Annotated in this window: 25 protein-coding genes and 1 pseudogene; 9 read left to right on the top strand and 17 right to left on the bottom strand. The window is 70.0% G+C overall.

What is annotated here, in order from left to right; translation table 11 throughout:
- Nucleotides 1-2 precede the first annotated feature (2 nt).
- Together shc and ASD28_RS05085 are read left to right on the top strand one after the other, a co-directional pair.
- Nucleotides 3-2015 (top strand): squalene--hopene cyclase, encoded by a 2013-nt coding sequence (gene shc / locus ASD28_RS05090; RefSeq protein WP_156403828.1) that lies wholly within the window; start codon nucleotides 3-5, stop codon nucleotides 2013-2015.
- A 3-nt stretch (nucleotides 2016-2018) separates the two neighbouring features.
- Entirely contained in the window at nucleotides 2019-2708 is a 690-nt protein-coding gene (locus tag ASD28_RS05085; protein WP_056124948.1) for a hypothetical protein, read from the top strand.
- Here ASD28_RS05085 and ASD28_RS05080 read toward each other — a convergent pair.
- Entirely contained in the window at nucleotides 2678-3412 is a 735-nt protein-coding gene (locus ASD28_RS05080; RefSeq protein WP_056124946.1) for a VacJ family lipoprotein, read from the bottom strand. The two genes, ASD28_RS05085 and ASD28_RS05080, sit on opposite strands and share 31 nt — an antisense overlap.
- Entirely contained in the window at nucleotides 3409-6024 is a 2616-nt protein-coding gene (locus tag ASD28_RS05075; RefSeq protein WP_056124944.1) for an MMPL family transporter, read from the bottom strand. The genes ASD28_RS05080 and ASD28_RS05075 overlap by 4 nt, the downstream gene beginning before the upstream one ends.
- Before the next feature lie 113 nt (nucleotides 6025-6137).
- Here ASD28_RS05075 and ASD28_RS05070 point away from each other — a divergent pair, with 113 nt between their 5' ends.
- Nucleotides 6138-6752: a phospholipid-binding protein MlaC gene (locus ASD28_RS05070; protein ID WP_056125198.1), complete on the top strand. Its 615-nt coding sequence runs from the start codon at nucleotides 6138-6140 to the stop codon at nucleotides 6750-6752.
- Here the strand turns inward: ASD28_RS05070 and ASD28_RS05065 are convergent.
- From ASD28_RS05065 to ispH, 6 genes are read right to left on the bottom strand one after another with little or no spacing between them, the layout of a single operon-like run.
- Nucleotides 6734-7759 carry a lysylphosphatidylglycerol synthase domain-containing protein gene (locus ASD28_RS05065; RefSeq protein WP_229412153.1) on the bottom strand — a complete coding sequence of 342 codons (1026 nt, stop codon included), beginning with the start codon at nucleotides 7757-7759 and terminating at the stop codon, nucleotides 6734-6736. The two genes, ASD28_RS05070 and ASD28_RS05065, sit on opposite strands and share 19 nt — an antisense overlap.
- Complete coding sequence (gene hpnK, locus ASD28_RS05060; protein WP_082577346.1) at nucleotides 7756-8799, bottom strand: hopanoid biosynthesis-associated protein HpnK; 1044 nt, start codon at nucleotides 8797-8799, stop codon at nucleotides 7756-7758. Before hpnK ends, ASD28_RS05065 begins: the two co-directional genes overlap by 4 nt.
- Nucleotides 8796-10226 carry a hopanoid biosynthesis associated radical SAM protein HpnJ gene (gene hpnJ / locus ASD28_RS05055; RefSeq protein ID WP_056125194.1) on the bottom strand — a complete coding sequence of 477 codons (1431 nt, stop codon included), beginning with the start codon at nucleotides 10224-10226 and terminating at the stop codon, nucleotides 8796-8798. The genes hpnK and hpnJ overlap by 4 nt, the downstream gene beginning before the upstream one ends.
- A gap of 35 nt (nucleotides 10227-10261) precedes the next feature.
- Nucleotides 10262-11434, bottom strand: a complete 1173-nt coding sequence (gene hpnI, locus ASD28_RS05050; protein WP_056125193.1) for a bacteriohopanetetrol glucosamine biosynthesis glycosyltransferase HpnI — start codon at nucleotides 11432-11434, stop codon at nucleotides 10262-10264.
- Nucleotides 11434-12576 (bottom strand): adenosyl-hopene transferase HpnH, encoded by a 1143-nt coding sequence (hpnH, locus tag ASD28_RS05045; protein ID WP_056124942.1) that lies wholly within the window; start codon nucleotides 12574-12576, stop codon nucleotides 11434-11436. Before hpnH ends, hpnI begins: the two co-directional genes overlap by 1 nt.
- 16 nt (nucleotides 12577-12592) lie before the next feature.
- Entirely contained in the window at nucleotides 12593-13537 is a 945-nt protein-coding gene (ispH, locus tag ASD28_RS05040; RefSeq protein ID WP_056124938.1) for a 4-hydroxy-3-methylbut-2-enyl diphosphate reductase, read from the bottom strand.
- A gap of 143 nt (nucleotides 13538-13680) precedes the next feature.
- Between ispH and hpnA the strand changes: the two genes are divergently transcribed.
- Nucleotides 13681-14700 carry a hopanoid-associated sugar epimerase gene (gene hpnA / locus ASD28_RS05035; RefSeq protein WP_056124937.1) on the top strand — a complete coding sequence of 340 codons (1020 nt, stop codon included), beginning with the start codon at nucleotides 13681-13683 and terminating at the stop codon, nucleotides 14698-14700.
- Nucleotides 14701-14834: 134 nt separating this feature from the next.
- Here the strand turns inward: hpnA and ASD28_RS05030 are convergent, their stop codons facing one another.
- Together ASD28_RS05030 and ASD28_RS05025 are read right to left on the bottom strand one after the other, a co-directional pair.
- Nucleotides 14835-15830, bottom strand: coding sequence for a hypothetical protein (locus ASD28_RS05030; protein ID WP_056124933.1), 996 nt, complete (start codon nucleotides 15828-15830; stop codon nucleotides 14835-14837).
- A 43-nt stretch (nucleotides 15831-15873) separates the two neighbouring features.
- The gene (locus tag ASD28_RS05025; RefSeq protein ID WP_056124931.1) at nucleotides 15874-16656 is read right to left on the bottom strand and encodes a helix-turn-helix domain-containing protein; all 783 of its coding nucleotides are present in this window, start codon (nucleotides 16654-16656) and stop codon (nucleotides 15874-15876) included.
- A gap of 87 nt (nucleotides 16657-16743) precedes the next feature.
- Here ASD28_RS05025 and ASD28_RS05020 point away from each other — a divergent pair, with 87 nt between their 5' ends.
- Nucleotides 16744-17505, top strand: a complete 762-nt coding sequence (locus ASD28_RS05020) for a class I SAM-dependent methyltransferase (RefSeq protein ID WP_056124928.1) — start codon at nucleotides 16744-16746, stop codon at nucleotides 17503-17505.
- Here the strand turns inward: ASD28_RS05020 and fetB are convergent.
- The 5 genes and pseudogenes from fetB to ASD28_RS04995 all read right to left on the bottom strand — a co-directional run.
- Nucleotides 17502-18296: an iron export ABC transporter permease subunit FetB gene (gene fetB, locus ASD28_RS05015; protein ID WP_056124925.1), complete on the bottom strand. Its 795-nt coding sequence runs from the start codon at nucleotides 18294-18296 to the stop codon at nucleotides 17502-17504. The two genes, ASD28_RS05020 and fetB, sit on opposite strands and share 4 nt — an antisense overlap.
- Nucleotides 18293-18913: an ABC transporter ATP-binding protein gene (locus ASD28_RS05010; protein ID WP_229412152.1), complete on the bottom strand. Its 621-nt coding sequence runs from the start codon at nucleotides 18911-18913 to the stop codon at nucleotides 18293-18295. The genes fetB and ASD28_RS05010 overlap by 4 nt, the downstream gene beginning before the upstream one ends.
- Nucleotides 18901-19161, bottom strand: coding sequence for a hypothetical protein (locus tag ASD28_RS05005; protein WP_156403827.1), 261 nt, complete (start codon nucleotides 19159-19161; stop codon nucleotides 18901-18903). Before ASD28_RS05005 ends, ASD28_RS05010 begins: the two co-directional genes overlap by 13 nt.
- Nucleotides 19162-19231: 70 nt before the next feature.
- A complete protein-coding gene (locus ASD28_RS32405; protein WP_056124919.1) occupies nucleotides 19232-19777 on the bottom strand; it encodes a DNA-binding protein in 546 nt (181 codons plus the stop codon).
- A gap of 26 nt (nucleotides 19778-19803) precedes the next feature.
- Nucleotides 19804-20069: pseudogene (locus ASD28_RS04995) on the bottom strand (cation:proton antiporter); the annotation flags it as partial.
- Nucleotides 20070-20263: 194 nt separating this feature from the next.
- Between ASD28_RS04995 and ASD28_RS04990 the strand changes: the two are divergent.
- The 4 genes from ASD28_RS04990 (at nucleotide 20264) to ASD28_RS04975 (ending at nucleotide 24459) form a co-directional block, all read left to right on the top strand.
- Nucleotides 20264-20485 (top strand): hypothetical protein, encoded by a 222-nt coding sequence (locus ASD28_RS04990; protein WP_056124913.1) that lies wholly within the window; start codon nucleotides 20264-20266, stop codon nucleotides 20483-20485.
- 102 nt (nucleotides 20486-20587) lie between these two features.
- Nucleotides 20588-21439, top strand: a complete 852-nt coding sequence (locus tag ASD28_RS04985) for a creatininase family protein (RefSeq protein ID WP_056124910.1) — start codon at nucleotides 20588-20590, stop codon at nucleotides 21437-21439.
- A gap of 9 nt (nucleotides 21440-21448) precedes the next feature.
- Nucleotides 21449-22720: a YncE family protein gene (locus ASD28_RS04980; RefSeq protein ID WP_082577344.1), complete on the top strand. Its 1272-nt coding sequence runs from the start codon at nucleotides 21449-21451 to the stop codon at nucleotides 22718-22720.
- 146 nt (nucleotides 22721-22866) lie between these two features.
- Nucleotides 22867-24459, top strand: a complete 1593-nt coding sequence (locus ASD28_RS04975) for a methyl-accepting chemotaxis protein (RefSeq protein WP_056124907.1) — start codon at nucleotides 22867-22869, stop codon at nucleotides 24457-24459.
- Nucleotides 24460-24480: 21 nt separating this feature from the next.
- Here the strand turns inward: ASD28_RS04975 and ASD28_RS04970 are convergent, their stop codons facing one another.
- Together ASD28_RS04970 and ASD28_RS04965 are read right to left on the bottom strand one after the other, a co-directional pair.
- On the bottom strand, nucleotides 24481-25653 hold the full coding sequence (locus ASD28_RS04970; protein ID WP_056124904.1) for a PEP-CTERM sorting domain-containing protein: 1173 nt from the start codon (nucleotides 25651-25653) through the stop codon (nucleotides 24481-24483).
- 211 nt (nucleotides 25654-25864) lie between these two features.
- The gene (locus tag ASD28_RS04965) at nucleotides 25865-26290 is read right to left on the bottom strand and encodes a hypothetical protein (RefSeq protein WP_056124899.1); all 426 of its coding nucleotides are present in this window, start codon (nucleotides 26288-26290) and stop codon (nucleotides 25865-25867) included.
- Between the last annotated feature and the right edge of the window lie 192 nt (nucleotides 26291-26482).

The raw sequence follows: 26482 nt of genomic DNA, 5'->3' as shown, positions 1-26482 counted from the left end.
TCATGCGCTACTCGTCCTTCCGGTCCATGGCGCAGGCCGGCGCCGTCGAGGCGGAGCGCACACTCACCCGGCGCGCACGCCTGGAGCCTGCCATCGATGCGGCGCTCGCGGCCGTGCTCGCCGACCAGCGCGACGACGGGCACTGGGTCTACGAACTCGAAGCGGACGTCACGATCCCGGCCGAGTACGTGCTGATGGTGCACTACCTGGGCGAGACGCCGGACACGGCCCTGGAGGGCAAGATCGGAACGTATCTGCGCCGGCGCCAGGGCGACCACGGCGGCTGGCCGCTGTTCCACGGCGGCGCCTTCGACCCGAGCGCCAGCGTCAAGGCGTATTTCGCGCTGAAGATGATCGGCGATTCGCCCGATGCGCCGCACATGGCGCGGGGGCGTTCGGCAATCCTGGATCACGGTGGCGCGGAGCGGAGCAATGTGTTCACGCGCATGCTGCTGGCGCTGTTCGGCGAGATGCCGTGGTCGGCCGTACCGGTGATGCCGGTGGAGATCGCGCTGCTGCCGCGCTGGGCGCCGTTTCACCTGTCGAAAGTCTCGTATTGGACCCGCACCGTGCTGACGCCGCTGCTCGTGCTGGGCGCGCTGCGGCCGCGGGCGCGCAATCCGCGCGCCGTGGGCGTCGCGGAACTGTTCCGCGCGCCGCCGGACGGCCTCGGGCTGGCGCCGCGCGCGCCGCACCAGGACCGCATGTGGTTCGCGCTGTTCCGCGCGCTGGAGTCGCAAATGCGGCTGCTGGCGCCGCGCCTGCCCGCGCGCCTGCGCCGGCGCGCGCTGGAACAGGCGGCCGCGTTCGTGCGCGCGCGCCTGAACGGCGAGCACGGCCTCGGCGCTATTTTCCCCGCGATGGTCAACGCCGTGCAGATGCTCGACGTGCTGGACTTGGCGCCGGATGCACCCGAGTCGTCCGCCGCGCGCCGTGCCATCGACCGGCTGCTCGTCGACCACGGCGCCGAGGCCTATTGCCAGCCCTGCCTGTCGCCCGTGTGGGACACGGCGCTGATGTGCCACGCACTGCTGGAGACGGGCACGCCGCGCGCGCTGGATGCGGCGCGCCGGGGCCTGGACTGGCTGCTGCCGCTGCAGATCCTCGACCAGCCGGGCGACTGGGCGGCACGCCGGCCGGACGTGCGCCCCGGCGGCTGGGCGTTCCAGTACGAAAACGCCTGCTATCCCGACGTCGACGACACGGCGGTCGTCGCAATGGCCATGCACCGGGCCGCTCACCTCGAACCGTGGCCGCTGCCGGACCGGTACGCGGACGCCGTCGCCCGCGCCCGCGAGTGGATCGTCGGCATGCAGGGCAGGCGCGGCGGCTGGGGCGCGTTCGAAGCCGACAACACCCACGACTACCTGAACCACATCCCGTTCGCCGACCACGGCGCGCTGCTGGATCCGCCGACGGCCGACGTGTCCGCGCGCTGCCTGTCGATGCTGGCCCAGCTTGAGCCGGGCGCCTGCGCGCGGCGCCGCTCGCCGGCCGCGCGGGCGCTCGGCTGGCTGCTGCGCCGCCAGGAAGCGAATGGCAGCTGGTACGGACGCTGGGGCGTGAATTATGTCTACGGCACGTGGTGCGCGCTGTGCGCCCTCGCGGCGGCCGGCCTGCCGCCGGAGGCGCCGCCTGTCGCGCGCGCCGCCCGCTGGCTCGCGTACGTGCAGAATCCGGACGGCGGCTGGGGCGAAGGCGGCGACAGCTACCGGCTCGACCACACCGGCCACGCGTGGGCGCCGTCGACGGCATCGCAGACGGCGTGGGCGCTGCTGGGCCTGATGGCGGCGGGCGCCGTCGAGACCCGGGCCGTCACGCGCGGCATCGCCTGGCTCGTGGACCACCAGCGCGCGGACGGCCTGTGGGACGAGCCTCAGCACACGGCCACGGGCTTCCCCCGCGTGTTCTACCTGCGCTACCACGGCTACGCCAGGTATTTTCCGTTGTGGGCGCTGGCCCGCTACCGCAACCTGCGGGCCGGCGGCAGCGGCCGGGTCGCGTTCGGGATGTAGACCATGCCTTCGGCGCCGGGCGTGCTCGTCGTCTGCGGCATGCCGTTCGAGGCGGCGATCGCGGACGGGCCCGGCGTCACCAGCGTGTGCGGGCCCGGACCGTGGCGTGTGGCGCAACGGCTGCACGGGATGCTGGACGGCCCCGGCGACTGGGCCGGCATCATCAGCTTTGGCTGTGCGGGCGGCCTGGATCCGGCCCTCGCGTGCGGCGACTGCGTGGTGGCCACGGCCGTGCTGACGCCGGACGGCCTCGTCGCGACGGACCCGGACTGGTCGCGCGCATTGCTGGACCGGCTGCCCGGTGCCCGTCCCGGGCTGCTCGCGGGGGCGGACGCGCCTCTCGCCACGCCGGCCGCCAAGGCCGCGCTGTGGCGTGACGCGGGCGCCGCCGCCGTCGACATGGAAACGCATGCGGCCGCGCTGGCCGCACGGCGCCACGGCTTGCCGTTCGCGGCCTGCCGCGTCGTGCTCGATCCGGCCTGGCGCACCGTGCCCGCGGCCGCGCTGGCCGGACTGGACACGGGCGGGGTCTGGCCCGTGCTGCGCGCTCTGGTGCGTGCGCCGGGGCAGATCGCCTCCGTGTGCGTGCTGGCGGGGGAGGCGTGGGTGGCGCGGCGTTCGCTGCTGCGGGCACGTGCGCGACTGGGGGCGGGGCTGGGGTGTTATTGCTTGCCGCCATCTTCCTTGTCGTAATCCGGCAGCGGCGTTTCCTTGCCCTCGTCGAGCTGCGTATGGCGGCGGCCCAGGTAGGCGTCGCGCACGAACAGATAGCGGTCGAGCGCGGCCTGTTCCAGCAGATTGGTCGCGTTCAGGTAACGGGCCCGCGTGCTGACGAAGTCGACGCCCCACAGCGTATTGCGCAAGGCCGGCTTCGCGTACGTGACGGGCGAGGCGTACTGGTCGACGCCGAAGCCCGCCGCGTCGCGGAACGTGCTCGGGCCGAACAGGGGCAGCACGAGATAGGGGCCGGCCGGCACCCCATAATGGCCCAGCGTGAGGCCGAAGTCCTGGTTGTGCTTAGCGATGCCGGCCGGCGTGGCGATGTCGAGCACGCCCAGCAGGCCGAACGTGGAATTCACGGCCACGCGCATCAGGTCGTTCATGCCGTCCATCAGGCGCAGCTGGGCGAAATCGTTGAGCATCACGGGGACATCGCCCAGGTTGGAAAAGAAATTGTCCACACCGGTGCGGACGAAGCGCGGCACGGTGCGGTTGTACGTGCGCGCGACCGGTTGCGCGATGTGGCGGTCGAGCGTGTCGTTGAAGCGGAACGTGGCGCGGTTGAGCGGTTCCAGCGGATCGGCCGGATCGCGCCCGGGGCCCGTGGCGCAGCCGGACAGGAGCGCGAGGGGCGTGAGCAGCAGGGTGGCAACGATCCGCGGCGGCGGGTGGGTCATGGCGGACCTCGTTCGGCAGGTGCCGGGACACGGGGCTGCCCCAGCAGGACGGGCTGGAAGAACACGGCGCCGATCAGGGTGCAGACCAGCGCCAGCACCAGCAGCTTGCCCATGCTCGCGGTGCCGGGGTGGTGCGACAGCCACAGGCTGCCGAACGCGGTGCCGGTGGTCGCCGCGCTCAGGACGATGGCTTGCGTGAGCGGATGCTCCAGCCGGGCCGGCTGCCCGGCGCGCCACGCCATGATGTAATAGATTTTGAAAGCGACGCCGACGCCCAGCAGCAGCGGCAGCGCGATGATGTTCGCGAAATTCAGGTGGATGCGCAGCAGCACGCAGGCCTCCAGCGTGACAAGGCTCGACACGAGCAGCGGCACCATCGTCAGCAGCACATCGCCCACGCGCCGGAACGCGATCCACAACAGCAGCGCGATGGTCGCGATGGCCAGCAGCGCCGCCTGCACGAACGCGGCGATGATGAGGTCGGCCGCGTGGCGCACGGAGATCGGGCCGCCGGCCGCATCCGGTGCGATGCGCAGGACGGCATCGGCAAAGCGGCCCAGCCGGCTGTCGCCGCCGAGGCTCGTCCCCGTGGGCCGCGTCGGACTGACGTCGACCAGCGCGCGGCCGTCGGGCGCGATCCAGTTGCGGCGCATCGCGGCGGGCAGGGTCGCCAATGTGATGGGTTCCGGCCGGAGGGCCAGCCGCAGGGCGTCCAGCGCGAGCCGCAGCGTACCCGCCAGCGCCTGGTCGGCGCGGTCGCGGGCGGCCGGCCCTGCGCGCGCCAGGGCAGCGAGCGCCCGCGCGAGCCGCGACGCCTCGGCCGCACCGGGACCTGGATGATCGAGCGCCGCATTGTGCAGCGCTTGCGCGGCCGTGCGCAGCGCGGCCGTGCGCTGCGCGTCCGACGCCGGTGCAATCGGCGCTCGCTCCAGTACGGGCAGCAGGCGCGCGGCGGCCGCGGCGATGGCAGCCAGTTTTTCCGGTTGCCGGTCGGGCACGAGGCTGGCGGCCGTCAGCGCATGGGCCACGTCGGGCAGGCGTTCCAGGCGTGCCGCCAGGGCCGCGGCCTGTGCCAGCGACGGGGCGAGTACCTGCACGTTGTCGAGTCCGATGTCGGTGCCGCGCGCGAGCGACGTCAGCGTGGCCATCGATTCGCTGCCGGGATTCTTGAGGTGCAGCGGATCGAAGTCGAATTCGAGGCGCCACAGCAGCGGAATGCCGGCCGCGACGAGCGCCAGCGTGACCGCGAGCACGGTCTTGCGGTGGGTCTGCAGCGCATGGTCGATGCCGGCCAGCCACGGGTAGCCGGGCGCGCGCGCCCCCGCCGGCGGATCGGCGATGCGTATCAGCGCGGGCAGCACTGTCAGGCAGGCGGGCAGGGCGACGCACAGGATGCCGATGCCCGCGATCTGCCCGAGTTCGGCCACGCCGCGGTACGCAGTGGGGAGGAAGGCGAGGAAGCCGAACGCGGTGGCCGTCGCCGCGAGGGTGAGCGGCAGCGCGAGCGCGCGCGCCGTCGCCAGCAGGGCGGTGCCGGTGCCGGGCCGGACGCGCCGCAGTTCGCGGAAGCGCATGCCGAACTGGATGCCGAAATCGATGCCGAGCCCGACGAACAGGATCGCGAACGCGATGGAGATCAGGTTCAGCGCACCCACCATCATGAGCCCGAGCGCGGCCGTGAGCGCGAGGCCGCCCAGCATCGTGATGCACAGTGCCAGCACGAGCGGGGTCGAACGCACCGCGCGCCACAGCAGCACCAGCACGATGGCGACGGGGATGCTGCCGACGAGCGGCGACCCTTCCTGCAGCGAGGCGAACTCGTCGTCCGACAAGGGCACCGGCCCCGTCAGCGTGACGTGGGCGCCGTAGCGCCCGGCCAGGCGCAGGTCGGCGGCGGCCGCGCGGATCGCGTCGCTGGACGCGGCGCCGGGCAGCAGGGCGGCATAGTCCAGGACGGGACGGACTTCCACGAGGCCGGGTTCGGCCGCCGCACCGTGGATGGCGAGATCCTGCCAGGACAGCGCGGTGTTTCGTCCGGAGAGGATGTCCTCGACCGTGGCGGCGCTGCGCGCCAGCAGCGGCGCCATCTGCGCGAGCGTGACCTGGCCCGTCAGCAGGGGCGTGCCCAGCGTGACCGCCAGCAGGTTCGCGACGCCCCGCAGCGACGGGTCGCGCGCGAGCGCATCGAGCAGGGGCCCTGCATCGACGAGGCGCGCCGCCAGCGCGCGGACCTCGTGCGCGTCGAGGTACAGCAGGCCGTTGCGGCGGAAGAAATCGGCACCCGCGCCGAGGTCCACCGCGCGGAACAGGGCGGGCTGCCGGCGCAGGCGGTCGGCCAGTTCGCGGGCCGCCTGCGCCGCGAACTCGGGCGCGGGGGCCCGGATGACGGCCAGCGTCGTGTCGCCCCGGTTCGGGAACGCGGCGGCGATGGCGGCGTCGCGCCGGGCCCATGGCGCATTCGCGTCGATCAACTGGCCGACGTCCGTATTGATCGCGAAATGGCGCGCGACATAAAGTCCGGATGCAAGTACCAGCAGCGCAAACGCCCCCAGCACCGCCCATGGGTGGCGGCACGACAGGTGGACGAGCCTGGCAATCTGGTGGGTCAGCATGGTGTGTTCATTAGAACGGATGCGGTGCGGGTGACCGTATGATCTGGCGCAGCCGTGCGCGGGAACACTGACGGCCGGACGACGGTCATATGGATGTGCCGATCGAGAATCCCATGAAACCGTCCTTATTTCTGCTTGCCCTGGCTTGTTCCATGCCGCCACCGGCCTGTGCCCGGCAGGTGGCCGAGCGTACGCCGGAGCAAACGTTGAAGAGCACGATCGACCAGGTCATGAGCGCCATCCGCAGCGACCCCGGCGCGCGCGCCGGCGACCCCGAACGGACCCTCGAGATCGTCCGCCGCGACTTCCTGCCATCCACCGACTTCATGCTGACCACGCAGTACGCGGTGGGCAGCGCGTGGGCACAGGCAACACCGGCCCAGCGTGAGGCGCTGTTCCGCGAGTTCCAGACCTTGCTGGCGCGGACCTACGCGATCCAACTGACGCAGATCCAGCAGGAGAACACGCAGTTCCGCTACGCGCCCGCGGCCCGCTCGGCCGCGAACGCCACCGATGCCGTCGTCAGGACGACCGTGGTCACGGGCGGCGACACGATGCCGATCGACTACCGGATGCACAAGACGCCCGCCGGCTGGAAAATCTACGACATCAACATGATGGGTGCGTGGATGATCCAGGTGTATCGGCAGCAGTTCGCCGCCCGCCTGGCGGCGGAGGGCATCGACGGCCTCATCCGATACCTGGCGGCTCATAATCGTGGTCCCTGAGCGCGCTCCCTGAGCGGACGCAAGCGGCGCATTTCGAACCAGTGCCACGAGACGAGGGCCGGCACGCCGGTCGCGAGCTCGCGCATCCGTTTGACGAGCGCCAGCGACAGCGCCACGTCCCCGCCCACGCCGGCCAGCTGGCCGAACAGCAGCACGGCCGCTTCCTGCACGCCCAGGCCGGCGGGCACCATGAAGCCGGCGTGGCGCACGGCTTGCGTCAGCGCCTCGATGGCGAGCGCGGCCTGCAAGCCGACGGGGTGGCCGAGCAGAGCCAGCGCATACCACGTTTCGAACGTGCCCAGCACGTTGGCCAGCAACGACCACGCCCCGGCGCGGGCGAGACGGCCGCGTTGCCGGAACAGGCGCACGACGGCCGCGTCGATGCCCGCGCCGTCCAGGTGCAGTGCGATGACGTTCTGCGGCCCGAGCAGGCGCAGTACCCGGCGCTCCAGCCGCGCGAACGGCGCGCCGTGGCGGAGCAGCCACCAGGCGAGCACGGGCAGCGGTAGCGAGAGCAGCAGCGCCCCCACGATGATCCCGACGAGGCCGGGCCCGCCCGCCAGCGTCAACATCAGCAGCGCGCCGGCGCCGCAGAACAGGTAGAGCACGACGATTGTCATCAACACTTCCACGACGACACTTGCCGCGACGCCGGCCGTATCGGGTATCCGCAGGACCGCGAGCCGCACGCCGGCGACTTCGCCGCCGATGTTCGCCACCGGCAGCAGCCGGTTGACGGCCTCGCGCACGAGCGCCACCCACAACAGGAACAGCGGCCCGGCCGCGCGCCCGGGGTCGAACGGCGCGAGCAGCACGCGCCATGCGCGGACGTCGAACACCTGTGTGACGACTCTTGCCGGCACGACGAGCAGCAGCGCCCAGCCGGCCCGCTCGAATGCGGCCACGATGCCGGTCCAGCCTTCGGCGGCGACGAGCGCCGCCACCAGCGCGAGCCCCGCGATCGATGCCGTCCAGGCCAGCCGGCCCATCGTGCGGGCGTGGCTCATGGGCCGTCGCGGTGGTCCGTGGTGCGCCCGGCGGCCGCGTTCCCGCGAAGGCATGGCGGTACGCCGGCCGGTGGTGTGTCCGGCGGCGCGTCCGCGTGGCCTGCCAAATGCCCTCCGGTGCCGCCTGTGCCCGCATCGTCGGCGCGGATGTCCGCCCCGACGGCGCGGATGTCCGCCCCGTCGCCTCTTGCGGCGACAAGGTCGGCAAATCCACCGAAGCGCCAGCCCTGCGCGCGCAGGGCGCCGCACACCGCACGCACATGCGGCGAGACGAGTGCCGCGAACTCGTCGGCGTGGCGGTAGCCGCGCATCGATGGCGCGATCTCCGCGCCCGATGCGAGCGCCGGATGCAGGTACAGCTCGCCGATGCCGGACGTCGGCAGGTTGCACAGTGCATCCAGCAGGGCCGCCTCGTCGAAGCGCCCGGACTGGCGGATCCCGGCCACGTAGTCGTTGTGGCCGATGCGGGCGGCGTCAAGCCTGGCTTCGAGCAGCGCCAACCAGGGCCGCAGCCAAGCAGGGGACGCTTTCCCCGGTGGCCCCGTCTCGCGCGGCAACCTGACGGCTTGCAGCCCGAACGCGCGGCCGATGTCGAGGATGAGCGTCAGGATCGTCGGGTGCAAATGAAAATGCTTGTGCGTGTTGACGTGGTCCAGCGGCAGGCCGCTGGCGGCGAACGCGTCGAACTGGGCGCGGATCTCCAGCGCCAGCTGGCGGCGTACCCGCGGCAGGCAGAGGTAGCGCGCGCCGTCGCGTGCCATGCGCCCCCCGAAGCGGCCCTGCGCGTCGACGAGGTCGGGGATGGCCCGCGGCGGCAGCACGGACGCACCGTCGGCCAGGACGAGGTGCAGGCCCACTCGCAGTCCCGGCGACGCACGTGCGCGGGCAATCGCATCCTCGGCGGCCGGTGCGCCCACCATCAGGCTGGCCGCGGTCAGGATGCCGTCCCGATGCGCGCGCTCGACGGCCGCGTTCACGCTCGGGTGCGCGCCGAAGTCGTCGGCCGTGACGATGAGGCCCCGTCCGCGCGGCGCGCTCATGAATGGGACGCGCCGTGGGCGCGCAGGAAGTGGAAGAATTCGACGCCTTCGCGCAGGCGGCGCCGGGTCATGTCCCAGCTCTGCAGCATCTCGCTGACGATTTCCCAGATCTTCGAGGGGCGGAAGTAAAAACTGCGGTAAAACTGTTCCACCCCGTGATAGATCTCGTCGCTCGACAGGTGCGGATAGCTGAGCGCGGCCAGTTGCACCCCGCTGCCGTCGACGAGCGGAATGGTCTTGTGGTCCGGTATCCAGTCGTTTTCCAGCGCCTGTTCGTACAGCCGGGTGCCCGGGTACGGCGCCGCCAGCGAGACCTGGATCGTGTGCGGGTTGATTTCCTTGGCGAATGCGATCGATTTCGCAATCGTCTCCCGTGTCTCGCCCGGCAGCCCGAGGATGAACGTGCCGTGGACGGTGATGCCGAGCGCGCGGCAGTCGGCAGCGAAGCGCCGCGCGATGTCGGTCCGCAAGCCCTTTTTGATGTTCAGAAGGATCTGGTCGTCGCCGGATTCGTAGCCCACGAGCAGTAGCCGCAAGCCGTTTTCCTTCATGATCTTGAGCGTCGAATAGGGCACGTTCGCCTTCGCATTGCACGACCATGTCACGCCCAGCTTGCCGAGACCCCGCGCGATCTCCTCGGCGCGGGGACGGAAGTCGGTGAACGTGTCGTCGTCGAACATGATTTCTTTCACTTCCGGCATGTTCGCGCGGATCCAGCGGACCTCGGCGAGCACGTTTTCCGCGGACCGGGTGCGGTAGCGGTGGCCGCCGACGGTCTGCGGCCACAGGCAGAACGTGCAGCGCGAGCGGCATCCGCGTCCCGTGTACAGCGACACGTACGGATAGTTCAGGTAGCCGATGAAGTAATTGCGGATGTTCAGGTCGCGCCGGTAGACGGGCGCGACGAACGGCAGCGCGTCCATGTCTTCGATGATCGCGCGCGACGGGTTGTGCCGGATCGCGCCCCCGGCATCGCGCCAGCTGATGCCGTCGATGTCCGCCAGCGGCCGGCCGGCGGCGACGTCGCGGCAGGTGTAGTCGAATTCCTCGCGCGCGACGAAGTCGACGGGAATGCCCGCCCGGAGCGCTCCGCCGGGATCGACGGCGACCCTGGCACCCACCATGCCGATGCGTATCGCGGGATGCGTTTCCCTGAGCATCCCGGCGAACCGTACGTCGCCCGGGAACGAGGGCGTGCTCGTGTGGATGATCACGAGGTCGTAGTCGCGGGCGATGTCCAGCGTCCGCGCCACGGTGAGCCCGTCCGCGGGCGCGTCGAGCAGCCGGCTGCCGGGCACGAGGGCGGCGGGCTGGGCCAGCCAGGTCGGATACCAGAACGAGCGGATTTCGCGCTTCGCCTGGTAGCGCGAGCCGGCGCCGCCGTCGAAGCCCTCGAACGACGGCGCCTGCAGGAACAGGGTCTTCAGCATTGCGGTATGCATCGCGGTGGTGTCCATGATCGTTATCGCCAGGATGGCCGGTCATGCGTGGCCGGCACACCGCAGGGCCGGTCGGGGGCCGCCGCCCGGCCCGTGTCGATGGGCAAACAGTGCTCCCGCCAGTGCGTCGTCGTGCCGGCAAACGCGCTCGCCCACTCCAGTACGAGCAGGCAGTCGCGCAGCGGCGCGAGCCAGGCGTGACCGGGTGCGGGGATGTCCGGCGCCGGCCTGCGCCAGTGCAGGCCGAGCCGCGCCGCCGCGCCGCACAATGCCAGTGCCACGTTCCACGCCGTCGGCGCGAGGCACAGGCCGAGCGCCAGCATCGGCAGGGTGAAGGTGATGAACGACAGGGCGTAGCCGAGCGGATTGAGCGAGCGGATCGTCTGCATCCAGCGCCGCTCCCTCGACCACAACGCGCGCAGGCCCGTTTCCGTCACGTCGGTCCCCACGTTCACGTCGGACAACACTGTCGCCAAGCCCAGACCGCGCACGAGTTCGCCGAGCCGGTAGTCGTCGGCCAGCCGGTTCTCCAGCACCTCGACGCCGCCGATGGCCTCGAGCGTCGCCGCGCGCACCGCGATCGTCGCCCCGAACGCGAAGGCACTGCTGCCGCCGCTGCTCGCGACCCGCACGGAGGGGGCGAACCACGTGTCGATGAAGAGTGCGCCGATCCGCGGCCAGACACCGTCCGGCGGCCGGCCGTGGTACAGGCACGTGACGATGCCGACCTGCGGCTCGGCCAGCGGCGCCGTCACGCGGGCGACGTACTCGGGCCCGACGGCGATGTCGCTGTCGGCCAGCACGAGCCAGGGATGGCGTGCGGCCTGCATCATGTTGATGAGGTTGCTCACCTTGAGGTTGCTGCCGTGGATGCGCGGATCGACGACGAGCCGCATGTCGACGGCGGGGAAGCGCCGGGCCAGGCGCCCGACGACGGCGACGGCCGGGTCGGCCGGATCGCGGACCCCGAACACGAGCTGGACATGCGGGTGCGTCTGGCTGCACAGGCCGGCGAGATTCTCTTCCAGCCGGGGCTCGTCACCGCACAGGGGCTTGAGCACGGTGACAGGCGTCCACAGCGGTGGCCGGACCGCGCGCGCGCGCCGGATGCGGCCGTGGCAGAGCAGCGCCGCCAGCGCGTAAAGCGTGGCCAGCACCGTCAGCGTCGAGCCGGCCAGCGTGACGAAGGACGGCATCATCGGGTTCCTCCATTCAGCCCGGCCTTGCGGCCCCGGATCTCGTCGAGACGGATGGCGACCTGCTGCGCATGCACGTGTTGCGCGGGCCGCTGTCCGCCCAGCGGAATATCCGGTGCCATCGGCCCGTCGGTGGCGACGCCCCGCAGCGCGACGCGGGCCGCCGCCAGGGGGCGGGCGAGCGTGTCCCGCACGGCGCTTGCCTCGTAGCCGCTGTGCACCATGCAATCCGCGCATTTCTCGTAGCGGCCCGTACCGTAGGCCTCCCAGTCGGTGTCGTCCATCAGTTCCCGGAACGATGCGGCATAGCCTTCGCCGAGCAGGTAGCATGGACGCTGCCAGCCGAATACGGTCCGCGTGGGATTGCCCCAGGGGGTGCAATGATAGGTCTGGTTCCCCGCGAGGAAGTCGAGGAACAGGCTGGACTGGCTGAACGCCCAGCGCCGCCCCCCTTCGCCGCGCGCGAATATGTCACGGAACAATTGTCTCGTCCGGTTGCGCGTGAGGAAATGCTGCTGTTCCGGCGCGCGTTCGTAGGCATAGCCCGGCGACACGGTAATGCCGTCGACCTCCATCGTCTTCAATGTATCGAAGAAGCTTGCCACCCGCTCCGGGCGGGCATCGTCGAACAGCGTGCAGTTGACGTTGACGTGGAAGCCCGCCGCCTTGGCACGCTGGATTGCGGCCACGGCACGCCGGTACACGCCCGCGCGGCAGACCGAACGGTCGTGCATGCCCTCGTCGCCGTCCAGGTGCACCGACCATGTAAAGAACGGGCTCGGGCGGTACCGGTCGAGCTGCCGTTCCAGCAGCAGCGCATTCGTGCACAGGTAGACGAACTTGCGGCGTGCGACGATGCCGGCGACGATCGCGGGCATGTCCTCGTGCAGCAGGGGCTCCCCGCCCGCGATCGAGACGACCGGCGCGCCGCATTCGTCGACGGCGCCGAGGCACTCTTCCACCGACAGGCGCTGGTCGAGGATCTCGGCCGGATAATCGATCTTGCCGCAGCCCGCGCACGCCAGGTTGCAGCGGAACAGCGGCTCCAGCATCAGCGCGAGCGGGTAGCGTCGTTCGCCGGCCAGGTGCTTGCGCAGCACGTAGGCGCCGACGAGAGCTTTCTGCAGGAGCGGGATGGCCATGCTCGTGTCCCTGTCGTCAATGTGTGCCGGCTTCCGGCCCGGCAGCGAGCGCGCGCGGCAGCCGGAATTCGATGTGTTCCTCGACCCCGTCCATCGTCGACACCTCGACGGGCGCGAGTGCGCGCAGGGCACCGATGACGTGCTCGACCATGGCCTCGGGCGCGGACGCGCCGGCCGTGATCCCGACCACCGCCGCGCCCGCGACCCAGGCGGGGTCGAGCTCGCTGCCGTCGGCGAGCAGCCAGGTCGGGGTGCCGGTCTCCGCGCCGATTTCGCGCAGCCGGTTCGAGTTCGAACTGTTGGGCGCCCCGACGACGAGCAGCACGTCGACCCGGCGGCACAGGTCGCGCACGGCGCGCTGGCGGTTCTGCGTGGCGTAACAGATGTCGCGCACGTCGGGTCCGACGATGTCCGTGAAGCGCCGCCGCAGGGCCGCGATGACGCCGCGCGTGTCGTCCACGCTGAGCGTCGTCTGCGTCACGTAGGCGACCGGCGTGTCGGGCGGCAGGTCGAGGTCCTCGGCCGCGCGCGCGTCGCGCACGAGCAGCACGCGGCCGTCGATCTGCCCCATCGTCCCCTCGACCTCCGGGTGGCCGGGATGGCCGATCAGGATCACCGTGCGGCCGCCGGCCGCATACTGGCGCCCCTGGATGTGGACCTTGGCGACGAGCGGGCAGGTCGCGTCCAGCACCCGCAGGGCGCGCGCGCCGGCTTCGGCCTCGACCGTGCGCGCCACGCCGTGCGCACTGAACACCGTCACCGCCTGCGGCGGCACTTCGTCCAGGTCTTCGACAAACACGGCGCCCTTGGCGCGCAGGCCGTCGACCACGGCCTTGTTGTGGACGATTTCGTGGCGCACGTACACGGGCGCACCATGCCGTTCGAGCGCGCGCTCGACGATCTCGATGGCTCGGACGACGCCCGCGCAAAACCCGCGCGGCTGGGCTAGGATCACGTGCATGACGGTTCTCTGCGGTGCTTTCCGTTCGGTGCAGATTGGAGTCTCCGCCGGCGCGCAAGTTCGCACGCGGCGTTTGATCCAGATGCGTATGCGCCTCGCATATCTGATTAGAATGCGCTGCAGATGGATGCCGGAAGGAGGCCATGGTGGCGGGAGGCGACCTCGTGCTGGTCACGGGCGCGGCCGGGTTCGTCGGCGCCGCCGTGGCGCGCGCGGCGCTGGAACAGGGGTATGCCGTCCGTGCCCTGGTGCGCGCAAGCAGTCCGCGCCGCAATCTCGCGGGGTTGTCCGCCGAGGTCGTCGCAGGTGATATGCGCGACGCGGCGGCGGTCGGGCGCGCGCTGGCCGGCGTGCGCTTCCTGCTGCATGTCGCAGCGGATTACCGGTTGTGGGCACCCGATCCCGGCGAGATCATGCGCAACAACCTGGAGGGCACGGCGACCGTGATGCGGGCGGCGCTGGCAGCCGGGGTCGAGCGCGCTGTCGTCACGAGCAGCGTGGCCACGTTGCGGGTGAGTCCGTCGACCGCGGCGGCCACGGAAGACGAACCGCTGGCGGAGCGCGAGGCCATCGGTGTGTACAAGCGCAGCAAGGTGGCGGCCGAGCGTCTCGTCGAGCGCATGGTCGCGCAGGACGGCTTGCCGGCCGTGATCGTCAATCCGTCGACACCGGTCGGCGCGCGCGACGTGCGTCCGACGCCGACGGGACGCATCATCGTCGAGGCGGCCCGTGGCCGGATGCCGGCATTCGTCGAGACGGGGCTGAACGTCGTCGACGTCGAGGATGTGGCGCGCGGGCATCTGCTCGCCCTCACGCGGGGGCGCGTGGGCGAGCGCTACATCCTCGGCGGGCAGAACGTGATGCTGCGCGAGCTGTTGGGCGAGATCGCGCAACTCGTCGGGCGCAGGCCGCCGCGCGTCAGATTGCCGGCCGCTCCGCTGGTGCCGCTGGCGCACGCGGCCGAGGCGCTCGCACGCCTGCGCGGGCGSGAGCCGTTCTTGACGGTGGATGGTTTGAAGATGTCGCGCAACCGGATGTTTTTTTCGTCGGACAAGGCGGAGCGGGAGCTCGGCTACCGGCCGGGACCGTACGTTGCCGGCGTGCGGGCGGCGGTCGCGTGGTTCGGGCGGGAAGGGTATCTGGGGGAAGGCTATCTGGCGTAGGTGCGGTAGGCGTGCCGTGACACGCGGCATTGGTCCCGGCGCGGGCGCGGGGTGTGGTTTAGGCTCTTGCGATACCCCGGCTCCATGCCGCCAGGGACGACGCTGACCATGCTGACGACGCGGACGGCGCAGATTCAGCGCCCGCGCCCGAACAGCCTGGCCAGCCGCAGCACGAACCGGGCCAGGCGCGGCACTGTCCGCGGCCGCAGCAGCCGTTCGTCATAACCCGCAAAGCGCCGGTCGTTTTCTGCAAGGCAGAGGGCGAGCAGGTCGCGGACACCGGCGCCATCGTCCGCGACCGATTGCGCCCCGTGCAGCGTGAAATTATTGTCCTGCGTGCGCGCGCCGTCCGCGTCCATGGCGCGTGCGAGGCCGATCCGCTCCCACGCGAGGAACGCCCACACGGCGGCGACCTTCGCTTCGAAGCGCACGCGGCGCAGGAACGACAGGCGGGCGCGGTGCCAGCCGGCCCAGTTGGCGAACAGCAGGATGTGCCGGCACTCTTCCTGCATCACGGGCTCGAACGTGTCGACGAGCGACGGCGGGAACAGGCCGGAACGCCGCGCCAGTTCGAACAGGCCGAAGGCGAAAAAGCTGTCGATGCATTCGCTATAGCCGGTGACGAGGTACCCCCACTCCGGATCCCGGGGCGGGTGCTGGACGGGTTCGGGCGCGAGGTCGATGCCGTACGCCGCGACCATGCGCGCGAGCACGTCCTTGTGGCGTTGCTCTTCCCACGCGTTCAGCGCGAGCGCGTCGCGCATGGCGGGATCGTGCAGGGTGCCGGCGTAGGCCGCCATGCGCAGGCGCGCCTTGCCTTCGGTCTGGACCGCGATGTCCCAGATCGGCAGCGCGACGATGCGGTCGCGCACCGCCGGTTCCAGCACGGGCCAGTCCAGCACGGCGGGGCGGTAGGGATTGAAGGTGTCGCGGAACATGCGGCACGTGGCGTCGCCGTGCCGGTCCGAGCCGGGGACCAGGGGGCCGTCGGCCGGCTCGCGCCAGTGCCGCACGCGCGCGTCGGCCGCGGCCAGTTGCGCATTGTCCTGGGCCGGTGCGGGCTGCGGCGGCGGCCGGAAGCCCGGCACCAGCCCGGCAACGTCGAAGGTATCTGTGGCGTGGCCGTCCATGCGCGTTCTCCCAGGCGTCGATCACACCAGGGTATCGACCGGCTCAGACGGCAGAGGTTCCCGCCGCCAGGCACACCAGCTTGATCTCCATCTGCAACGCCACCAGCAACGTGGTCTGGACGAACCCCAGCTCCCCCCTGACGGGATGCCGGAACCGCCGCTCCCCGCCTTCCCGGTGCAGCACGTCCTGCTTGTCCCAGCATTGTGCGAACAACGTGCTGTCGCGGCACAATTGTTCGACCAGCGCCTGCATGTCCCCATCCGCGGGCCGCCGGTGGAAATCGGCCCGGAATTCCGCCGCCAGCCGCCGGGCCCGCGTGTCCCAGTCCACGATGAGCTCGCGCGCGGCCGGATGCAGGAAGACGTAGCGGAGCAGGTTGCGGTCGGGCGCGTCCGCGTCCAGCCAGCCGACGAACAGTGCGGTGGCGGCGTCGTTCCAGGCGCGTGCCGTCCACGTGTGGTCGAGCAGGTAGGCCGGCGCGGCCATCAGCGCCGGCAGCGCCAGCAGCGCCGGGGACAGGTCGTCGGCGTGGTCGGGCAGGGCGCGCGGGTCTTTCTTGCCGGCGAGGTCGAACAGCGACGCCCGCTCGGCCGCGGACAGCTGCAGCGCGTCGGCCAGGCGCGACAGCGCGGCGACGGACGGCTGCACGTCGCGGCCCTGTTCCAGCCACGTGATCCATGTGACGCCGAGACCGGCCGCGTCCGCGAGTTCCTCGCGCCGCAGGCCGGGCGTGCGCCGGCGCGTGCCGGGCCGGGCGGGCGTCAGGCGCGCGCGGTGGGCGCGGATGAAGGCGCCGAGCATCTGGCGCCGGTGTGCGTCGGTCATGGTGCTCCTTATACCAGGATAAACAGGCTCCTTGTAACAGGAAAACGCCTCGCAGACAATGACCAAACGACCAACCCAGGAGCCAATATGCACAACCACGATGCCACCGTCCTCGAACAATACGATTCCCGCGCCGAGGCCTATCTCACCAGCGCCGTGCACGCGGCCGGCGCGGACCTGGAGCGGATGGCGGACCTGATCGGCCGCCGTCCGGATGCCGTCGCGCTGGACATGGGTTGCGGCGGCGGCCATGTGGCGTTCCGCATGGCGGGCCAGGTCGGCAAGGTCGTCGCGTACGACCTGTCCGCCGCGATGCTGGACACGGTCGGCACGGAAGCGCGTAGACGCGGGCTGGACAATCTCGTCACGAAACAGGGCGCGGCCGAAGCGCTGCCCTGTCCCGATGCGTCGTTCGACGTCGTCGCCACCCGCTACAGCGCGCACCATTGGGGCGCCTTCCGCGACGGACTCGCACAGATGCGCCGCGTCGTGAAGCCGGAGGGTCTCGGGTTGTTCATGGACGTCGTCTCGCCCGGCGTGCCGTTGCTCGACACATGGCTGCAGACGCTGGAGCTGCTGCGCGATCCGTCCCATGTGCGCAACGCGTCGGTGGCGGAATGGCAGACGGCGCTGGCGGCCGTCGGCTTCGCGGTCGACGACGTGGTCACGTACAGGCTGCGCCTGGAATTCGCGTCGTGGATCGCGCGGATGCGCACGCCCGACGTCCACGTGGCCGCGATCCGTTCGCTGCACGCGCGCGCAGCGAGCGAAGTGAAAGACTATTTCCAGATCGGGGAGGACGGCAGCTTCACGGTCGACACGGCCCTGATCGTGGCCCGTCCGGTTTAAGCGCGCAAACGGTCGACGCGCAGCCGCTGGCGGTCGTCGCCGAGGGCCCGCACGGCCAGCATGGCGGCGCCGACGGACGCCAGGCCGCTCGCGCCGGCCAGCAGGAACATCAGCAGGATCTGGTATTTGACGGCCTCGATCGGGTCCATGCCCGCGAGCAGCTGGCCCGTCATGATGCCGGGCAGGGTGATGATGCCGGCGGCCGACATCTGGTTCGCGACGGGGATCATGCCGCGCCGCGTCGCGTTGCGCACGAGCGGGCCGATGGCTTCGCGCAGCGGCGTGCCGAGCGCGAGCCGCGCCTCGATGCGGGCGCGCTCGCGCACGACGCCGTCGAGGATGCCGTCCAGCGCGAGGCTGGCGGCGTTCAGCACGCTGCCGAGGACGATGCCCATCAGCGGGATCGCGTAGCGCGGTTCGTACCACGGCGTCGGGCGTACGGCCGTCGTCAGCGCCAGCAGCACGGTCGCGACACCGGTGCAGGACACGACGGCGGCGCCGATCTGGTAGTTCACGTGGCGTTTCAGGCGCTGCTTCGGGCGGGTCGCGACCTCGCGCGCGGCGGCGGCGATCATGAACACGACGACGGCCAGCGTGGCCGCCGCGGAGCTCGTGGCGAACACGTGGCGCAGCACGAGGCCGACGATGGCCAGCTGCGCCACCATGCGCACGGCCGCGACGAGGATCTGGCGATGCAGTCCGAGGCCCAGCGCGAGCGACAGCGCGGCGTCCAGTACGATCAGTAGCGCGGCCGCGAGCAGGTCCCATGTGCCCAGGTGGATCGCATTCATGTCGTCGTCAGCTTTCCCTGTTCGAGCCGGAAGATGCGCTGCGCGAGGCGGCGCGCCTGTTCGCCCGCGTGCGTGACGACCAGTATCGCCATGCCGGCCGCCAGCTGATTGCGCAGCAGCGCCTCCACGCGCGCGACGCCGTCGGGATCGAGGGCGCCCGTCGGTTCGTCGAGCAGCAGCACGCGCGGACGCCGGGCCAGCGAGCGGACCAGGGCGAGGCGCTGGCGTTCGCCCGTCGACAGGCGTTCGATCTCCGTGTCCAGCAGGGCCGGGGCCAGGCCCAGCGCGGCCAGCGTGGCGTCCATGAACTCACGGCCGGCGTTTGCGAAGTGCGCGCCGGCCGTCGCTTCCCACCATGCGGGTTCGGCCGCCTGGTAGACGACGGCGGCGCGCCAGTCGGGCGCGGACATCGATGACGCGGGCCGCCCGTCCAGCAGGGCGTCGCCGTCGTGCGGATCGAGGTCGGCCAGCATGCGCAGCAGGACGCTTTTACCGGCGCCTGACGGTCCCTGGATCGCGATGCATTCGCCCGCGTGCACGTCGAAGGTGAACGGTCCGCCGAACGGCGAACGCAGATCGCGTGCCGACAACAGGACCGTCGCGCTCAATCCAGCCACGCGCGTAACACGTCCGCGCTTTGCGTCATGCCCGATTTCAGGCGGCGCTCGGCCTGCGCGGCGCATTGTTCGGGCGTGCCGGCGCCCTGGTCGGACGCCTTCATCGCCATCGCCCTGGCGGCGATGCCGAAGGCCAGGATCGCTTCGTCCCAGGCGAGGCCCGAGGCCAGCGCGTGTTCGACGACGTGCGCCGTCAATGCGCCGAGCCGGTCGACCCGCGCACGGTCCATATTGTCCAGTGTTAGCATCGCTCGTTCTCCCTGGCTATCGTTGACCACGTTGTAGCAGGTCGGCGGCGGCGCGTCCGTGCGGTGGCGATCACGAACGGGCGGCGGCGCGGATCAGGTCGAAGGGGGAAATGTCGCGCACGGCCGAGCGCGAGTTCAGCAAGTTGTTGTCGAAGTGGCCGAAGCCGCCCGGCACGCCGGCGCGGTCCTGCCAGTGGCGCAGGGGCGTCTCGTCGGCGCCGAACTGGGCTTCCAGCTCCAGCTGTTTCACCCGGGCGGTCAGGGTGGCGACGGTGCTGCGCAATTCGGCCAGTTCGCGGTCGCGCTCGAGCAAGGCCTGCTCGTGGGCGGCGCGCAGCAGGCGCATGCGCTCGTCGAAGTCGGCGTGCAGGCGGTCGGCCACTTCGTCGACGAGGGCGTGCAGGGCGCGGCCCGTGTCCTCGCGGCGCATGCCCGGCACGGCGTCCGCGCCGCCGTCTTCGGCGCGCAGCTCCTTCAGGTATTTGTGGATGGTCGACTTGGACCCACTGTCGCCGAGTGCATGGCGTACCGCGTCGACGGAGGGATGACGGCCCTCCGCGAGCAGCCGGTCGCGGGCTTCCCTGACCTGTGATTTCGTGAGTCCGCTGCGCGCCATGTGTCATCCACCTTCGTCGAATCCGATCAGGAACTGGCCTGATTCACCAGTCCGCGGTGCCGCACGCGATGCAGTTTCGGATGCACGACCGGGACAGTCAGCATTGTACTGCCGACGGCCATCAAAAGCAGCGCCGTGAACGTCTCGCTCGTGATGATCTGCTTGTCGAGCAGGATGTTGGCGAAGATGATCTCGGTGAGACCCTTCTCTGCGGCAGCCAGCCGACGATGGAGGCTTCGCCGTCCTTCCATTTCAGGACCTTGGCGGCGATGTGGGCGGCGGCCAGCAGGCCGCGGGCCACCGGGACAAGCCGAGCCACGCGCTCCCACCGTCGCAGCGTCTTTCCATGATTGCGAGTGGACACGTTCAATCACGTTTGGTTCGACTGGAGTCATGCTCCTACGCGGCGGCGGCGTGTCGTCCGATTGGGCGGGATGCGGTGCGGTCCCATATGGCGTGTATTGTCGTTACGCCAAGGAGCACATCATGACGGATCAGAAACGCGGCGATCCCAGCCGCCATACGAACTTTCCGGCCGCGTCGCCAGAAAGCAACGTGAACCCGCCGGGCGCGCCGCAGAGCAGCCACGGCAGCGCGACGGAACCGATTCCCGGCGTCGACCGGGGCAACCGCCAGAGTGGCGAGGCGCAGACGCCGGACGATGCGGCCGCAACGGCCGACCGCGGCACGAGCCGCCGTGACGGATAAACCAACGGTAATGCTCCGGTAATAAAAAATACGGGGTCCGCGTTCCGTCCCGTGCGTGAGGATGCTCTACAATAGTTGTAAAGCATCAGGAACACGGATCACATGTTTCACCTGCACATTTCGGTCGTCCGCCGCGCGCTGGCGATTGCCGGCCTGGCCCTGCCTCTCGCAGGGTCCGCCGCCTCGTCCGTCACCCCCGGCGTCTACCTCGAAGAGATGACGTCGCCGGAATTGCGCGACCGCATCGTGGCCGGCGCCACGACGGCCCTCGTACCCATCGGCGGCACCGAGCAGAGCGGCCCGCACATCGTCCTCGGCAAGCACAACGTCCGCGCCCGCGTGCTGGCGGGACGCATCGCCGCCAAACTCGGCGATGCCGTCGTCGCCCCCGTCGTCGCCTACGTGCCGGAAGGGGCGATCGCGCCGCCGGCCGCGCACATGCGCTTCGCCGGCACGATCTCGATCCCGGACGCCGCGTTCGAGGCGCTGCTGGAGTCCACCGCGAAAAGCCTGTGCCAGCACGGCATCCGCGACGTGTTCTTCCTGGGCGACCACGGCGGCTACCAAACGAATGAAGCCAGGGCCGCGGCGCGGGTAAATCGAAGCAACGGCGGTGCCGGCGGCTGCCGCGCTCACGCACTGGGCGCCTATTACGATGCCGCCACGACCACGTTCAACGCCGACCTGAAACAGCGCGGCTTCACGGACGCCGAGATCGGCACGCACGCGGGCCTCGCCGACACGGCGCTGTCGCTGGCCGTCGACCCGGCGCTCGTGCGTCCGGCACAGGTCGCGGCCGGCGCGCGCGGCGGCGTGCGCGCGGGCGTGCATGGCGATCCGACCCGTGCCACGGCGGACCTGGGCCGCGTCGGCGTCGAGCGCATCGTCGATGCGTCCGTGGCCGCGATCCGCGCCGCCCGCGCACCGTCTCCGAATTCCTCCCATCGAAAGTAAAGAGTCATCGTGTCCTCCAAAACCACCATCGGTGCCGTCCTGGCCCTGGCCGTCGTGGCCGGCGGCGTCGTCGCGTCGCGCTTCGTCGATGCGACCGCGACCGCGTCCGCGACCGCGCCTGCGCCCGTCACCAAATCTCCGGCCGTGGTCTCCGTGCCCGGCATGCCGCGCGTCGTCGATCCGCACAACGTCTACAGCGAGATCACGCAGCTGAGTCCCGTCGTCAAGGGCGACCTGGAACGCGTGTACGTGCCGAACCTGCGCTCGAACGACGTGTCCGTCATTGATCCGGCGACGCTGAAGGTCGTCGACCGCTTCAAGGTGGGCCGCAGCCCGCAGCACGTGATCCCGTCCTGGGACCTGCGCACCCTGTGGGTCGCGAACAATGCCGAGCGCACGGGCGACGGCAGCCTGACGCCTATCGATCCGCGCACCGGCAAGCCCGGCGCGAACGTCCCGGTCGACGATCCGTACAATATGTATTTCACGCCGGACGGCAAGTCGGCGATCGTCGTGGCGGAAGCGCGCCACCGCCTCGACTTCCGCGATCCGCACACGATGGCGATGCAGTACGCGATCGAGGTGCCCAAATGCGGCGGCATCAACCATGCCGAGTTCTCGATCGACGGCCGCTATGCGCTGTTCACGTGCGAATTCGACGGCAGCCTCGCGAAGATCGACCTCGTGGAGCGCAAGGTGCTCGGCTACCTGAAACTGACGATGCCGTCCACGCGCTTCCGCGAAGGCGTCGACCCGACGGCGCCGGGCGCCAGCGAGATCTGCACGTCGAAGAAGGGCATGCCGCAGGACGTGCGCATGTCGCCGGACGGCAAGCGCTTCTACATCGCCGACATGGACGCGGACGGCGTGCACGTCGTCGACGGCGACAACCTGACGCAGATCGGCTTCATCCCGGTCGGCATCGGCACGCACGGCCTGTACCCGAGCCGCGACGGCAAGTTCCTGTACATCGCGAGCCGCGGCACGCACCGCATCCACGGCAAGCCGAAGGGCAAGGGCAGCGTGGCCGTGCTGGACTTCGCCACCGGCAAGATCGTCGCCAATTGGCCGGTGCCGGGCGGCGGCAGCCCGGACATGGGCAACGTCAGCGCGGACGGCAAGTGGCTGTGGCTGTCCGGCCGCTTCGACGACGTCGTCTACCGCATCGACACGAAGACGGGCGCCATGCAGAAGGTGAAGGTCGGCGGCGAACCGCATGGCCTGACGGTCTGGCCGCAACCTGGCCGCTACTCGCTGGGCCACACGGGCAACCTGCGCTGATCCGCGCGCAGGCCGCACCAGTCTGGCAACGCTGCGTTGCAGATTGGCGACGGCGGGACGAAATCTGATTAATTGGTGCCTAGTTCATTTCCACTAGGCACTAATGGTTTCTATAATTAATCGGATCAACCAACGTCCTGCCCATCATGCTAAAAAATATCACTATTAAAACGCGCCTGATCTTCGTGATCGCGCTCCTCGGCCTGGAATTGATCGTGGGTGCCACGGTCGGCCTGGTCAGCCTCGGCCACGCCAACGGCCAGATGCAATCCATGTATTCGGACGGGCTCGTCTGTGTGGGCGAGCTCGACAAGATCGTCCGCGCCATGGACGAGAACCAGGTCAACCTGTCGCGCGCGCTGACGGCCGAGCCGGGCAAGGTCGCCGGCCTCGTCGACGACATCGCGCGCAATGATGCAGTCATCGACACGCAGTGGAAGGCGTACATGGCCACGGCGATGACCGGCCATGAACAGCAGGAAGCCCAGCGCTTCATGCAGCTCAAGACGAAGTTCGTCGACGAGGCGCAGCAACCGATCGTCGCCGCCGTGCGCGCCGGCGACACGGCGCGCGGCACGGCGCTCGTGCACGGTCCGATGGTCGAGCTGTTCCGCCCCGTGAAGGCGTCGATCGACGCGCTGATCCAGATCCAGCTGGACGAGGCGGCCGCTGCCAACCAGCGCTCGCGAACGATGTACGAGATCGTGCGCTTCGTCTGCCTGTCCGGCATGGTGCTGGGCCTGATCCTGGCCGGCTTCGTGGGCGCCATGCTGATCAAGAGCATCGTGCGGCCGCTGGACAAGGCCGTGCGCATCGCCGGCGCCGTCGCGGACGGCGACCTGACGCAGGATATCCCTGTCCGCGGGCGCGACGAGACGGGTCAACTGATGCGCGCGCTGAGCGAAATGAACGCGGGCCTCGCGCGCATCGTGGGCCGCGTGCGCACGTCGACCGATACGATCGCCTCGGCCTCGGGCCAGATCGCGAGCGGCAACCTGGACCTGTCGGAGCGCACGGAGCAACAGGCCGCGTCGCTGGAACGCACGGCCACGTCGATGGAACAGCTGACCTCCACCGTGCGCCAGAACGCGGACAACGCGCGCCAGGCGAACACGCTGGCGCAGTCGGCGTCGGAAGTGGCGGCCAAGGGCGGCACGGTGGTGACGCAGGTCGTGGCGACGATGGGCGCGATCAACACGTCGGCGACCCGTATCGCGGACATCATCGGCGTCATCGACGGTATCGCGTTCCAGACGAATATCCTCGCGCTCAACGCGGCCGTCGAGGCGGCCAGGGCGGGCGAGCAGGGCCGCGGCTTTGCCGTCGTGGCATCGGAAGTGAGGAATCTGGCGCAGCGCAGCGCCGCCGCCGCGAAGGAAATCAAGTCGCTCATCGACGACTCGGTGCGGAAGGTGCACCACGGCTCGGCACTGGTCGATCAGGCCGGCGCCACCATGGGCGAGATCGTCGGCAGCATCAACCGCGTGACGGACATCATGTCGGAGATCATGGCGGCCAGCGAGGAGCAGTCGTCCGGCATCGAGGAGGTGAATCACGCCATCGTCCAGATGGACCAGGCCACGCAGCAGAACGCGGCCCTCGTGGAGCAGGCGTCGGCGGCCGCGCAGCAGCTGCGCGAGGAAGCCGACAGCCTGGCGCTGGCGGTCGGCGCGTTCCGCCTGAACGTGCAGGCCGGCGCCGCCGCGCGCCCGGCGGCCGCGCAGCTCGCGCTGCGCTGACCGCCCGGGCGCTGCCGCAGATCAGGACTGGCGGCGCTTGCGTGCGGCCGCGAGGCCGGCAGCGCCCAGGCCCAGCAGCATCAGCGACGCCGGTTCCGGCACCTGGCCGCCGGCGGTGTCGGCCGCGCGCTGGATGACGTTCGCCGTCAGGTTCAGCGTCAGGTTATAGCCCTTGCCCAGGGTGTCGGACGCATAGGTGCCGTCCGGCGTCGCGTCGGCCAGGGTCAGCTGGTAGGTTGCCGTGTTCTTGCCCAGGACGGTCGCGAGGAACGATGCCGTGTAGCCGTTGGAACCGCCCTGCACCAGGTTGTCGAACAGCGCCAGGCTGGTGCCGAACACGTTGTTCGCGTCCGTCTCCGCGAAGTTGGTCAGCTTCAGGCCCACGCGGTCGTTATCGGCCAGGTTGGCGATCGAAAAGTCCTTGGCCTTCACCGTGTCGTTCAGGTAGACATTGCCGAAATCGAGCGTCAGCTCGGTGACCGCCGACTTGCCGTCGAACGACTGTGCCGCGTGCAGCAGGTAGCTGTAGGTTGCGCTCAGCTCGCCTGTCCAGTTGATCGTCGACGTCGTGGTGGCGTCGGTGAGGAACTGGTTCGACGTCGTTTCCGCCGTGTTCGAGACCGCGAGCAGGTCGGCGAGGAAGCTGCCGCTGCCGACGTAGGCATTCAGCGCCGTGCCCTTCACCGTCGTGCTGTTGTCGACCTGCTTTTCGCTGACGCCATCGCTGCAGCCCGTCTTGATCTTGCCGGTGAAGGTACAGGTGTCCTTGATGTCGCTTTGCGATGCGCTCGCGCCCGTGACGCCGGTCGGAATGCCGAGGCTGATCGAGCTGCTGGCCGTGCCCTTGGCCGTGAACGTGCCGTCGTTGTTCCCGCCGGTGCCGCCGGTGCCGACGGTGACGGTCGTCGTCTGCTTGTACTTCGACACCAGGTTGACGGTGGCGCCCGTCAGCACGCCCTTGCTCTTGTCGAACTGCGCGACTGCGGCGGTCTTGAGGGTATCCATGTTCGTATTCGCCTTGCCGCTGCTCGCGCCGTCGGAACTTGTCTTTCCGCCGCCGAGCGTGTCCGTCACAGTATTGCTCACGTCGAACTTGGTCGTCGTGGTCGGGGCCAGAAGCGTCGCGTGGGCGAGGGTCGGGACCAGGGCGCTCATGGCGGCGAGCACGGCAGCATTCAGGGTAGTCTTCAGCATGTTGTTTCCTTTGGGTTGATCAAACGATGAGGTTGTCTTGTGACATTTTTTGTTTTGCTCATCGACTTAACGCAAGGAACGTGCCAAAAACTATAACTATCTGTTCTGTAAGGAAATCGATTTTGAACAAAAATCAATGTCGCGGCGTCATGTAAAGATTCTCGACAGAAATAAAAATTTCCTGTGGAAACATCGTGACATTGATCGTTGTCTAATGCAGGTGGGCCGGCACGCGTTGTGGCCGTGTACCCGGCGGCAGTGCCTGGCGCGTGGCGGCGGCCACTTCCGTGCCGGCATCCCACGGTAGCGACAGCACGGCCTCCAGCGCATCGGCGACCTGGCGGCCCAGGCCGACATCGCCGCCCTCGATCTGGGGCAGTGTGCGGTGCAGGGCGCACAGCACGACGGCGTAGTCGGCCCGGCGCGGGTGCAGCGCGGCGTCGCCGAGCCGTTCCAGCAGCGCTTCCTCGCGGCGGAAATCGGCTTCGACAGCCGCCACGACGGCGGGGAAATCCTGGACGAAGGCGTCGTCCGGCTGCGCCTGCAGGGCGGCGACACGCGCGCACAGCCGCGCCCGGCTCGTGCGCAGGGCCGCGCAAGCCGCGAGCGGATCGGCGTCGGGATGATGGAAATGCATGATCTACCTCACTCTCGTCGATGATGACGAGCAGTGTCCGGGCGACGCGGGGTTTTTCGTTTGATCTGCCTCAAAAGCTAGGGATTCCCTCTCCGGTAAATCGGCGCCGCACCGTCTCAGTGCGCGAGGAGGAGCGGCGCACGGGACCTTTTCAGCAGCTCGCGGGTGACGCCGTCGGCCATCCACATTCAT

This window comes from Massilia sp. Root133 (assembly GCF_001426525.1).
Lineage (GTDB): Bacteria > Pseudomonadota > Gammaproteobacteria > Burkholderiales > Burkholderiaceae_D > Telluria > Telluria orientalis.
The sequence above is the reverse complement of the archived record's forward strand: the minus strand, read 5'-3'. Positions and strand labels throughout refer to the sequence as shown.

What these genes read in the sequence shown, in the direction of transcription:
- shc (WP_156403828.1), top strand. Translation starts at nt 3, where the DNA reads ATGCGCTACTCGTCCTTCCGGTCCATGGCGCAGGCCGGCGCCGTCGAG.
- ASD28_RS05085 (WP_056124948.1), top strand. Translation starts at nt 2,019, where the DNA reads ATGCCTTCGGCGCCGGGCGTGCTCGTCGTCTGCGGCATGCCGTTCGAG.
- ASD28_RS05080 (WP_056124946.1), bottom strand. Translation starts at nt 3,412, where the DNA reads ATGACCCACCCGCCGCCGCGGATCGTTGCCACCCTGCTGCTCACGCCC.
- ASD28_RS05075 (WP_056124944.1), bottom strand. Translation starts at nt 6,024, where the DNA reads ATGCTGACCCACCAGATTGCCAGGCTCGTCCACCTGTCGTGCCGCCAC.
- ASD28_RS05070 (WP_056125198.1), top strand. Translation starts at nt 6,138, where the DNA reads ATGAAACCGTCCTTATTTCTGCTTGCCCTGGCTTGTTCCATGCCGCCA.
- ASD28_RS05065 (WP_229412153.1), bottom strand. Translation starts at nt 7,759, where the DNA reads ATGAGCCACGCCCGCACGATGGGCCGGCTGGCCTGGACGGCATCGATC.
- hpnK (WP_082577346.1), bottom strand. Translation starts at nt 8,799, where the DNA reads ATGAGCGCGCCGCGCGGACGGGGCCTCATCGTCACGGCCGACGACTTC.
- hpnI (WP_056125193.1), bottom strand. Translation starts at nt 11,434, where the DNA reads ATGCCGTCCTTCGTCACGCTGGCCGGCTCGACGCTGACGGTGCTGGCC.
- hpnH (WP_056124942.1), bottom strand. Translation starts at nt 12,576, where the DNA reads ATGGCCATCCCGCTCCTGCAGAAAGCTCTCGTCGGCGCCTACGTGCTG.
- ispH (WP_056124938.1), bottom strand. Translation starts at nt 13,537, where the DNA reads ATGCACGTGATCCTAGCCCAGCCGCGCGGGTTTTGCGCGGGCGTCGTC.
- ASD28_RS05030 (WP_056124933.1), bottom strand. Translation starts at nt 15,830, where the DNA reads ATGGACGGCCACGCCACAGATACCTTCGACGTTGCCGGGCTGGTGCCG.
- ASD28_RS05025 (WP_056124931.1), bottom strand. Translation starts at nt 16,656, where the DNA reads ATGACCGACGCACACCGGCGCCAGATGCTCGGCGCCTTCATCCGCGCC.
- ASD28_RS05020 (WP_056124928.1), top strand. Translation starts at nt 16,744, where the DNA reads ATGCACAACCACGATGCCACCGTCCTCGAACAATACGATTCCCGCGCC.
- fetB (WP_056124925.1), bottom strand. Translation starts at nt 18,296, where the DNA reads ATGAATGCGATCCACCTGGGCACATGGGACCTGCTCGCGGCCGCGCTA.
- ASD28_RS05005 (WP_156403827.1), bottom strand. Translation starts at nt 19,161, where the DNA reads ATGCTAACACTGGACAATATGGACCGTGCGCGGGTCGACCGGCTCGGC.
- ASD28_RS32405 (WP_056124919.1), bottom strand. Translation starts at nt 19,777, where the DNA reads ATGGCGCGCAGCGGACTCACGAAATCACAGGTCAGGGAAGCCCGCGAC.
- ASD28_RS04990 (WP_056124913.1), top strand. Translation starts at nt 20,264, where the DNA reads ATGACGGATCAGAAACGCGGCGATCCCAGCCGCCATACGAACTTTCCG.
- ASD28_RS04985 (WP_056124910.1), top strand. Translation starts at nt 20,588, where the DNA reads ATGTTTCACCTGCACATTTCGGTCGTCCGCCGCGCGCTGGCGATTGCC.
- ASD28_RS04975 (WP_056124907.1), top strand. Translation starts at nt 22,867, where the DNA reads ATGCTAAAAAATATCACTATTAAAACGCGCCTGATCTTCGTGATCGCG.
- ASD28_RS04970 (WP_056124904.1), bottom strand. Translation starts at nt 25,653, where the DNA reads ATGCTGAAGACTACCCTGAATGCTGCCGTGCTCGCCGCCATGAGCGCC.
- ASD28_RS04965 (WP_056124899.1), bottom strand. Translation starts at nt 26,290, where the DNA reads ATGCATTTCCATCATCCCGACGCCGATCCGCTCGCGGCTTGCGCGGCC.